We start from the raw sequence: 9,003 nt of genomic DNA on the forward strand, positions 1-9,003 counted from the left end.
TACTCCTATTTTTGACCTAGCATGAAATCGCTTTGTGCTTGGTATTTATCATCGTTGCGATCATACACTTTGGCACCATCGATAAATACTTGTTCAGCTTTTGCATAAACACTGAATGGGTTTTGGTTCCAGATAACCACATCAGCTTGCTTACCAGCTTCAAGTGACCCTGTTTTATCATCAATACCCAGTGATTTAGCCGCGTTTGAAGTGATCCACTTAATTGCGTGTTGCTCAGAGATGTCGTAACCCACATCATTCGCGCGGTACATTACTTTACCGGCTTCTTGGTTTAGGCGTTGAATAGTTGTATCTGAATCTGAGTGAACAACAGCACATGAATTTTTAACTGCATCAACAATTGCTACGTTCTCTTGAACCATATCGTAGGCTTCCATTTTAAAGCCCCACCAATCTGGCCAAAGTGCCGCACAGTTACCGTTTTCAGCTAGTAAGTCAGCAATTTTGTATGCTTCAACACCGTGATGGAAAGTACCTGAGTGATAACCGAACTCTTTACCAAGGTCGATCATCATGGCCATTTCTTCTGCTTTATAACAGTGGTTATGAATTAAAATGTCACCTTCTAGCACACCAGCTAGCGTATCTAGCTTAATGTCACGGTGAGGTGCTGCAGGGTTTTTACCAGCGGCATAATCACTTTCGTACTTATCCCACTCGCGTTTGTACTCAGTCGCTTCAATCCACGCTGTGCGATAGCCCGCCATGTTACCCATACGCGTTGATGGTAAAACACCTTTGCGGCCATAAACACGTTTCGGGTTTTCACCACATGCCATTTTTAAACCATATGGTGCTTCAGGGAATTTCATACCTTGCATCGTGTGCGATGGAATGTTTTTAAGCGTAACACCGCGGCCACCGATTAAGTTTGCTGAACCTGGTAGAATCTGTAACGACGTAATGCCGCCTTCACGAGCACGGTTAAAACCAGGGTCTTGTGGCCATACTGAATGCTCAACCCACACTTCTGCAGTCACTGGGCTAGTCATTTCGTTACCATCTTGGTGAGAGGCCACCGAAGGAGTTGGGTATGCACCTAAATGTGAGTGCACATCAATAATACCTGGTGTTACCCATTTACCTTGTGCATCAATAGTTTTGTCTGCTTGAACAGATAGGTCCTTACCTACTTGTTGTACTTTGCCATCAACAAAGAAAACATCTGCATCATCTAAGCGTTCACCTGTGCCTGTTAATACAGTAGCGTTGGTGATTAACGTACTTTGCGATGCAAGTGGCTTATAGGTGCTTGGGTATGGGTTTTTGTTAATTGAGACTTTTGGATCTTGTGGGCCATTGTCTTGGCAACCCGCTAACGCGACACCAAGCGCCATAACCAACAAGGATGGTGCAAATTTTTGCATTCTTACGTTCCTCTTTTTTATTATTTAATTACTTTAACTAATTGTTAATTCTAATGCGAGTAAACGAGGCCAGTCACCAATATTCAAGACGAACAACCAGCCTCACAGAGCACTATTTCTTTATGTAGTTGTTATATAGCTGCTCTAACGCACCTTCGGTCGTCAAGCTCGGATCTTTGTTGATAAAATGTTTCACAGTTCGAGTTACAAAATCAGAGTTTTGCTTATGCTGCTTGGCAAAACTTTTAATTAGTGAATCTGCATCGTTAGCTGCGGTTACTTTTTCGTGTCGATGGCGGTATTGACTCAATGCACGGTTAAAATCGCCATTGTAATCTTCTACCACCAGCTTATAGAATTCTGTTCTGTCGACTTGTAAATCATTAATGCAGTAATTAAGCGCGTCTTTAAAGTCATAAAAGACTTTGCCTTGCACATCAAATTCGGCACGCTTCTCACGAATAGTGACACTGGCATCTTCAGTTGCATAGCTATAACCTTGAAATGCTACTCGCTCTGCTGCCTCTGCACCTAGCTTCATGCCGGCTTTAATACTGTGCACAAACTCATCACTCATATCGTGAAGTTCACTCTCATGCCACATGTGATAAATTCGCAGCGCTTTTGCATACTTTGTTGAAAGTTTCTTTTTAAGCTTTGTAACTCGCCCATCAATCGTCAGCACTCGCTCGTTATGCAGTAATGCAAAGCACTCATAACATGCTGGAATTGATATAAATTCAGCCTCTTCGCCTAAATCTATAATGCTTTGCAGCATATGCAGTGGCGGACAAAAATCTCGCTCAGTTGCTTCACAACCACAATAAAAACATTGATTAAAGTGTTTTGATTCAGATGCATAGGCTTGTTGATAATAGCCTGCTAATTTTGTGGTCACTCATGCTCCTTATACTCTGATTAGCCTTTTTAAGAAAAGCTAGAGTTAATACTTAAATGTAACAGCTACGTAAAAATTAAGCCTTTAATACGAGCCAAAACACGTTTTAAAAAAATAAATGAAAAAAAATTCAGCCTATTTGTGTCAAAATTCACACTTTAAAATAGCACTTATCAAGCGGTTAGTTTTACTTGTTCACATCTACATACTTACTTACATCTTGTCGATTTTCATTAACAGCAATTGTTCTTGTTTAGCGTAATACTTTAAATGTGCCCAGCAAACAGGAAGTGTGAAGTATCCATAAAAGCGAGGTCGCACAAACTAAACGTAATACGGACAACAACTGGAGAGAAAGATGAATACGTTAACTACAGCACTAGGTACAGCATTAATTTTAGGTTCTTCATTAGCAGCAACTGATGCAACTGCAGCACAATTTGTCGCAGCAGATAACTCGCCTGGCACGCAAGCTTGTATGGCCATTGCTTCTAACAAACCATTAAACGTATCAAGCACAATGCGCGATCTACGCTTAAGCAAACGAGTAATGACAGAAAAACTACTTTGCAATGATATGACGACTGATAAGTTTGCAAGCACTTATGGTTTTCATAACTCTGCGAAATACTTAAATTTTGAAACAGCAACTAAAACAAGTATTCAAGATATTGCTAAAGTATCTGATGACACTGTGATTGTTATTGCTGGTTCTAAATAATGATGAATTCACTGTAGCAGGTCTTTAAAGGCCTGCTACAAGTTTCTTCTTCGTTAAACGAGCGCAGCTATCAGGCCAAATAGGCCGCCAAATACCCCACCCCAAATCACTAACCAACCTAAATGTTCTTTGATCATGGTTTGAATAATATCTTTTACCATCGTTGGCGTAAGCTCATTCAAACGCTCATCAACTAAACGCTCAACTGTACCGTGTAATGAGCCACCAAGATGAGAGTTGGCAAATAGCTTTTCATCAAGAATGGTTTTAAATTCGTCGCTCTTTGAAATATCAATCACCGCCGCTTTCATTTTTTCAATAAAAGGCTCTCGCATTGGCTCGAGCGCATCACGGCCACCAAACATCGACAGCATGCCACCAAATTGAGAGTTTTCGATAACCTCAATTAAAGAGTCATAAGCCGGACTTAAATTAACTTCACTGATCACAGGCTCTAAATCAATATTTGGCTTAGCGAGCGCCATGACCTGATCTATTTTCTCTTCGGCGAAGAACTCGGTCATTATCAGGTTACGAATAGCCACTTTAAAAGAGGCAAACTTTAGAGTGATAACCCCAGAGCCGTATAAAAATGGTACTTTTTCGAATAGCATGTGAATAGCAAGCCAGTTAGTTACTGCGCCCGATAACGCAAATAAACCAACAGAAAGCACAATTGCTTGTTCAAATAAAAATCCGACTAATACTAAGGCAAGCGCCACTAAATTAGTAATGAGACTTTTATTCATCTGACCCCTCATAAATACTTCGATAAACTTTAACAATATTAACGCTATGGGTTTGTTAATTCATCGTCTTTTTGCCATAGTTTAATTATATGGTTAAAAGGTGAACAAAATTATGTGGAATTCGGTGAATGAACAGATTAGCCAAGCGATGCATTTTGATTTTAAGCATACCTTTAAGCGCCAATTACAATCACCCAATAACGATAAATACTTCCAAATTGGCGATGATTTACACCATTTCTTTGTGAAAGTCGCTCATTTAAGCGATCTGGAGCGCTTGGAGTGTGAAGCCTTTAATCTAGAGCTGTTAACACAAGAAAGCCTATTTATGATCCCTGATTGCATCACCACAGGTTGCAATATTGAGTTTTCATTTATCGTGCTTGAATGGTTAGAACTTGATAAACAGCCCCATACTAATTGGCATGAAATGGGGGAACACCTTGCCCATTTACACCAAAAGCATACCCAAGCCATGTTCGGCTTAGATAACGATAATTTTCTTGGCCCTACTCTACAACCAAATCGCTGGCACAAAAAATGGGATGTCTTTTTTGCTGAAGAACGCATTGGTTGGCAATTGCAGTTATTACAAGAAAAAGGCATTGAGCTTGTCAATCAAGACACCTTCATCACTTTTGTAAAAGACGCACTACATAGCCATGTTGTAGAGCCTTCGTTATTACACGGAGATTTTTGGCGCCGAAATATGGGCTTTTATAATAATGTGCCCAGTGTGTTTGACCCTGCTTGTTATTATGGTGATCGGGAATGCGATATAGCAATGAGTGAGCTTTATGCACCACTCCCCGATAGCTTTTATGATGCCTATAACGATATCTACCCATTGCAGGTAGGTTATGAGCAACGTAGAGCTATCTATCAACTATATCCTATGCTCAATAATGCCAACATATTTGCAGGACACTATCTTACTGAAGCAAAACAACAAATTGATCAGCTACTGAAATAAGCGCGAATTCACTGTAAAAGGAATGTCACAAACCCCTAAACACAGCTATATTTAGCTTATAAAGCGTATTAATAAAGATGCTAGCCGTTTGTTGTAGCGCTACGCTTATACCAATTCGGTTAGTGAGTTATATCAATCTTATTAAATCTAGATTCATTTTTAATGAGTTAGGTTTAATTTAGATTGCAATTTAACGAACTCAGGCATGCCTGATTAAGGTAAAAGCTGATGAAAGACCAATACACACAACGAATTTCATGCCCGCACTGTGGCCACCACATTCACGTAGCACTTGATGCAAGCGAAGGTGACCAAGATTACTATGAAGATTGCGCAGCATGCTGTAACCCTATCCATTTGAATATGCATATCGATTACGCAAACAACAAACTTGAATTACATGTCGATAGTGACGACGAGCAAATTTTTTAATTTGCTCGTTTTATATGTCCTGCTTGCGAGAGATAATTTTCGACCGTGTTGATTATGGTATAAGTTTGCTGATCGACTTCGATATTTAACTTATCGCCTTCGCGGTAGTTATTTAGATTGGTAATAGAAAGTGTTTCTGGTATCAAGTGTAGCCAAAAGCCCTGCTCATCAACTTCACCTACAGTGAGGCTTGCCCCGTTAACACTCACAAATCCTTTATACAGCACGTATTTTTGCCACTCTTTTGCTAATGCTAATTGCATTTTACAGTTGTCTTGATGGTGGTTAATTGAAAGTATTTCGGCCATACAATGAATGTGGCCCGATACGATATGCCCGCCCAACTCAGTCCCAAAAGTCACTGAACGTTCGAAATTCACCGTGTCATTGACAACAAGCATACCTAAGTTGGTTAACTTTAATGTTTCATCTATCACATCAAAATTTATAACACAGTCACCTTCAGTGGTAGATGCAAACTTCACCACCGTTAAACAACAACCATTAATGGCTATGCTCGCGCCGATATTCAAGTTTTCAGCATATTGCTGCTCTACTTTTAAAGCTAACCTTAGTACACCGCCTTGGTTTGTCGCATCAACGACAACGGCTTGCGTTTGCACAATTCCAGTGAACATCGCTTTCTCTTTTCTTTATTAAATAGATAACTGCGATTCTTATTGATCTATGAATAGATTACAATGGCTGTCTGTTTATTTAGTCGTGTAATTTATGTCTTTTTGTAGTTGGGAAGCCAAAAGGTTAATTTCGTTAGCCATTCCTGTTTTTTTGGCACAGGTAACCCTTATTTTAATGACGGTTGTAGATACCGTGATGGCAGGCCAAGTAAGTGCAACAGACTTGGCAGCACTTTCTATTGCAACGGGTATTTGGAATCCGTTAATGCTTGCATTGCAAGGCATATTATTGGCGTTGACGGGTATCATAGCGCAGTTTGCTGGTTCAAACGATAAACAAGGTATTAGCCACTACTTTCAACAAGGTCTGTATCTGGCGTTAGTACTTGCCATAATCGGTTTAGGGCTGGCAAGCCTTGCTGATACTGTGCTTAGTCAATTAGACACCTCACAGTCTATTACCCACTTAGCTGAGCAATACATTCATTTTGTTAAATGGGGTATTTTTGGTTTTTTACTTTTCAGTGTGTATCGCAATATCACTGAAGGTATGGGAATGACCAAACCTGCTTTTTACATTAGCTTAATTGGCTTAGCGGTCAATATTCCAGCCAACTACGTATTTATACATGGTAAATTAGGTTTTCAAGCCTACGGTGGCGCGGGCTGTGGTATTGCCACCGCACTTGTATTTACTGCAATGGCGTTAACTCAGGTTATTTATTGCCACTTTAATAAAAAGATTGATGCCAAAGCATTATTAGCAAATTTCGAAGCGCCAAAGCCCGCTACTTTATGGACTATCACCAAAGTGGGTATTCCAATTTCATTAGCTACCTTTTTTGAAGTCACGCTATTTGCTTGTATTCCTTTGTTTATAGCGCACTTAGGTGCAGTTGCCGTTGCGGGTCACCAAATTGCGGCCAGTGTAACGACACTATTGTTTATGATGCCGTTGAGCCTCTCAATTGCCATTAGCATTCGAATAGGCAACTTATTTGGCCAACAACATTATCTGCAGTTAAAAAATGCCGTTAAAACGAGTTATATTCTCGCGGCAATTATTGCTTTTCTGCTGGCAAGTGTGACCTTTTTTGCTCGAGATATAATAAGCCAATTGTATTCTGACAACCCTGAAGTATTGGCGCTAGCTTCTTCAATCATGGTACTGGCTTGTATCTACCAGTTACCAGATGCCCTGCAAGTTTCAGCCAATGGTATTTTACGGGGATTAAAATACACGGCACCGATTGGTTATATCACCTTTGTATCGTATTGGTTGATCGGCTTTGCGCTTGGCTTCGTACTTGCTCGTACAGATTTAATTGTTCCAGCAATGGGCCCTCATGGCTTTTGGATAGGCATTATTGTGGGGTTAAGTGCCGCAGCAATTATGTTGATGTTCACGGTTCATAGGCGATTTAAACATGCACCTTTTTTGCAAAACCAATAGCCTTTTAAACTCTATCATCGCAACAGCGTGCGTGGCACTTATTTCCTGCACGCCCTCTTCGGGTGATGTAAATCACACCTACGCGCAACGATTAGAAAACGTGCTTAAAACTGAAAGTTTTAAACTCTCTAAACCAAGTACGATAACTGCTAACCACTTCACTGAAAATACTGAAGATAAAGCAACCATTGGCATGCTTGAACTTGCCCAATTACGTCAATGTAAACTTGCAACCCTTATTGCTGAGCACAATAACCAACTTGGCAAAACAGCAACGCCTGCTAATGTTCTTAGTTATCAAATTAAGTTTATTCAAAGTGCAAATGAGTGCTTAGAAAGCTTTGAAGAACAAGATGATCTATTTGAAAAAATAAAACTCACCGCAGGACAAAAGCAAGCAAACCTTGCTAACTACTTTAAAGCTATGCTGCTCAACGAAACCGAGTTTAAGCAAAGCTGGCAGCTAAGCTCGACACACATTGATGAAAACACCGCAGGTTTTATCGAAACCGTGAGTGCGATGGAGCAAATTGCTAAGTTAAACAATCAAATTAATACCGGCAAAATAAACGCTATAGAGCCTGAGCAAATCATCAGCCAACTCGAAGTATTAAATCGTTTTAAATACAACAAGCTACTTATTTCTGCGGCTCGTGTGCAAACACATTACAATCAACAATTAACAGCGCTGCTCATGAAGTATTCAAAAGATGATCTCTGCCCTGCCAACAAGAATAAACAAAAAGCGCAAACGCTTAGCAATGTGTTTAAAAAGTTTTATTTAGAGCAACTACAGCCTTATCAATCATTCTTAGTGGGTAGATTAGAAACTCTGCAACCTCTTTACCTGCAAATATGGCATGACACCGAAATGGCCCAGTTTGTAGATAGCGACAGTAATGACGCAATTTTACAAAGTCTTAAGCACTCTGCGAAAAGCCATGTTGCTTGGTGGCAAGGTTTTTACAGAACGTGCGAAATTAGTCCGTTATGAATAAAAAACCAGCACTTAGCACAAAAATAGCTAAAGCTGCTTGATTCACACAACCAGTCGCTATATATTAGCCTCCGTTGTTTAGCCACGCTAACAACAGTTTTAAATCAAAATACAACCGTAGCTCAGTTGGTTAGAGCACTACCTTGACATGGTAGGGGTCGGTGGTTCGAATCCACTCGGTTGTACCAAAACATTTAATCTACTTCAGAATTAAATGCCTGTACGACCGTAGCTCAGTTGGTTAGAGCGCTACCTTGACATGGTAGAGGTCGGTGGTTCGAATCCACTCGGTCGTACCAATTATATCTTTATTGCTTCTTTGTAATTCCTACAACTTCTATTAATAAGTACACTAATCTAAAAAGATTTACTCAGTTGGTTAGAGCACTACCGCTCTCAATGACCCACGCCAAAATCAGTGGTTCGAATCCACTCGGTCGTACCAATTTATTCAAATTCCTCATAATTTTATTATCCTAAAATCAATATTAAACAGTTGAAACTCAGTTGGTTAGAGCACTACCACTCTGTATGACCCACGCCAAAATCAGTGGTTCGAATCCACTCGGTCGTACCAATTTATTAAAACTTCTCAGAATTTTATTATCCTAAAATCAACATTATACAGTTCTATCTCAGCTAGTTAGCACACTACCGCTCTCTATAACCCGACCCAAAAGTCAGTGGTTCGAATCCACTCGGTCTACCCTAGCGCCTAGTACCTAGCTCCTAGCTGATCTGACTCCATAAAAGT

Annotated in this window: 9 protein-coding genes and 2 tRNA genes; 7 read left to right on the forward strand and 4 right to left on the reverse strand. The window is 40.1% G+C overall.

Annotation, left to right across the window (positions count from 1 at the left end; all coding sequences use genetic code 11):
- Positions 1-5: 5 nt before the first annotated feature.
- Together CWC28_RS20410 and CWC28_RS20415 are read right to left on the reverse strand one after the other, a co-directional pair.
- Complete coding sequence (locus CWC28_RS20410) at positions 6-1,388, reverse strand: amidohydrolase (protein ID WP_138625684.1); 1,383 nt, start codon at positions 1,386-1,388, stop codon at positions 6-8.
- A gap of 112 nt (positions 1,389-1,500) precedes the next feature.
- Complete coding sequence (locus tag CWC28_RS20415) at positions 1,501-2,286, reverse strand: hypothetical protein (RefSeq protein WP_058584922.1); 786 nt, start codon at positions 2,284-2,286, stop codon at positions 1,501-1,503.
- 358 nt (positions 2,287-2,644) lie between these two features.
- Between CWC28_RS20415 and CWC28_RS20420 the strand changes: the two genes are divergently transcribed.
- Positions 2,645-3,007: a DUF3718 domain-containing protein gene (locus CWC28_RS20420; protein WP_105174195.1), complete on the forward strand. Its 363-nt coding sequence runs from the start codon at positions 2,645-2,647 to the stop codon at positions 3,005-3,007.
- Between the two features lie 53 nt (positions 3,008-3,060).
- Here CWC28_RS20420 and CWC28_RS20425 read toward each other — a convergent pair whose 3' ends face one another.
- Positions 3,061-3,756 (reverse strand): hypothetical protein, encoded by a 696-nt coding sequence (locus CWC28_RS20425; RefSeq protein WP_063704977.1) that lies wholly within the window; start codon positions 3,754-3,756, stop codon positions 3,061-3,063.
- A 112-nt stretch (positions 3,757-3,868) separates the two neighbouring features.
- Here CWC28_RS20425 and CWC28_RS20430 point away from each other — a divergent pair, with 112 nt between their 5' ends.
- Positions 3,869-4,729, forward strand: coding sequence for a fructosamine kinase family protein (locus CWC28_RS20430; RefSeq protein ID WP_063704974.1), 861 nt, complete (start codon positions 3,869-3,871; stop codon positions 4,727-4,729).
- Positions 4,730-4,957: 228 nt separating this feature from the next.
- Positions 4,958-5,161: a CPXCG motif-containing cysteine-rich protein gene (locus tag CWC28_RS20435; RefSeq protein WP_063704972.1), complete on the forward strand. Its 204-nt coding sequence runs from the start codon at positions 4,958-4,960 to the stop codon at positions 5,159-5,161.
- Here CWC28_RS20435 and CWC28_RS20440 read toward each other — a convergent pair.
- Positions 5,158-5,799 carry a riboflavin synthase subunit alpha gene (locus CWC28_RS20440; RefSeq protein ID WP_138625685.1) on the reverse strand — a complete coding sequence of 214 codons (642 nt, stop codon included), beginning with the start codon at positions 5,797-5,799 and terminating at the stop codon, positions 5,158-5,160. The two genes, CWC28_RS20435 and CWC28_RS20440, sit on opposite strands and share 4 nt — an antisense overlap.
- 94 nt (positions 5,800-5,893) lie before the next feature.
- Here CWC28_RS20440 and CWC28_RS20445 point away from each other — a divergent pair, with 94 nt between their 5' ends.
- From CWC28_RS20445 to CWC28_RS20460, 4 genes are all read left to right on the forward strand, one after another.
- The gene (locus CWC28_RS20445; RefSeq protein WP_138625686.1) at positions 5,894-7,252 is read left to right on the forward strand and encodes an MATE family efflux transporter; all 1,359 of its coding nucleotides are present in this window, start codon (positions 5,894-5,896) and stop codon (positions 7,250-7,252) included.
- The gene (locus tag CWC28_RS20450; RefSeq protein ID WP_138625687.1) at positions 7,227-8,246 is read left to right on the forward strand and encodes a DUF3080 family protein; all 1,020 of its coding nucleotides are present in this window, start codon (positions 7,227-7,229) and stop codon (positions 8,244-8,246) included. The genes CWC28_RS20445 and CWC28_RS20450 overlap by 26 nt, the downstream gene beginning before the upstream one ends.
- Before the next feature lie 114 nt (positions 8,247-8,360).
- Positions 8,361-8,437: transfer RNA gene (locus CWC28_RS20455), tRNA-Val, on the forward strand.
- A 34-nt stretch (positions 8,438-8,471) separates the two neighbouring features.
- A tRNA-Val gene (locus CWC28_RS20460) sits at positions 8,472-8,548 on the forward strand.
- Positions 8,549-9,003: the final 455 nt, after the last annotated feature.

The sequence above is a fragment of the Pseudoalteromonas sp. S4492 genome (assembly GCF_005886115.1).
Lineage (GTDB): Bacteria > Pseudomonadota > Gammaproteobacteria > Enterobacterales > Alteromonadaceae > Pseudoalteromonas > Pseudoalteromonas gelatinilytica.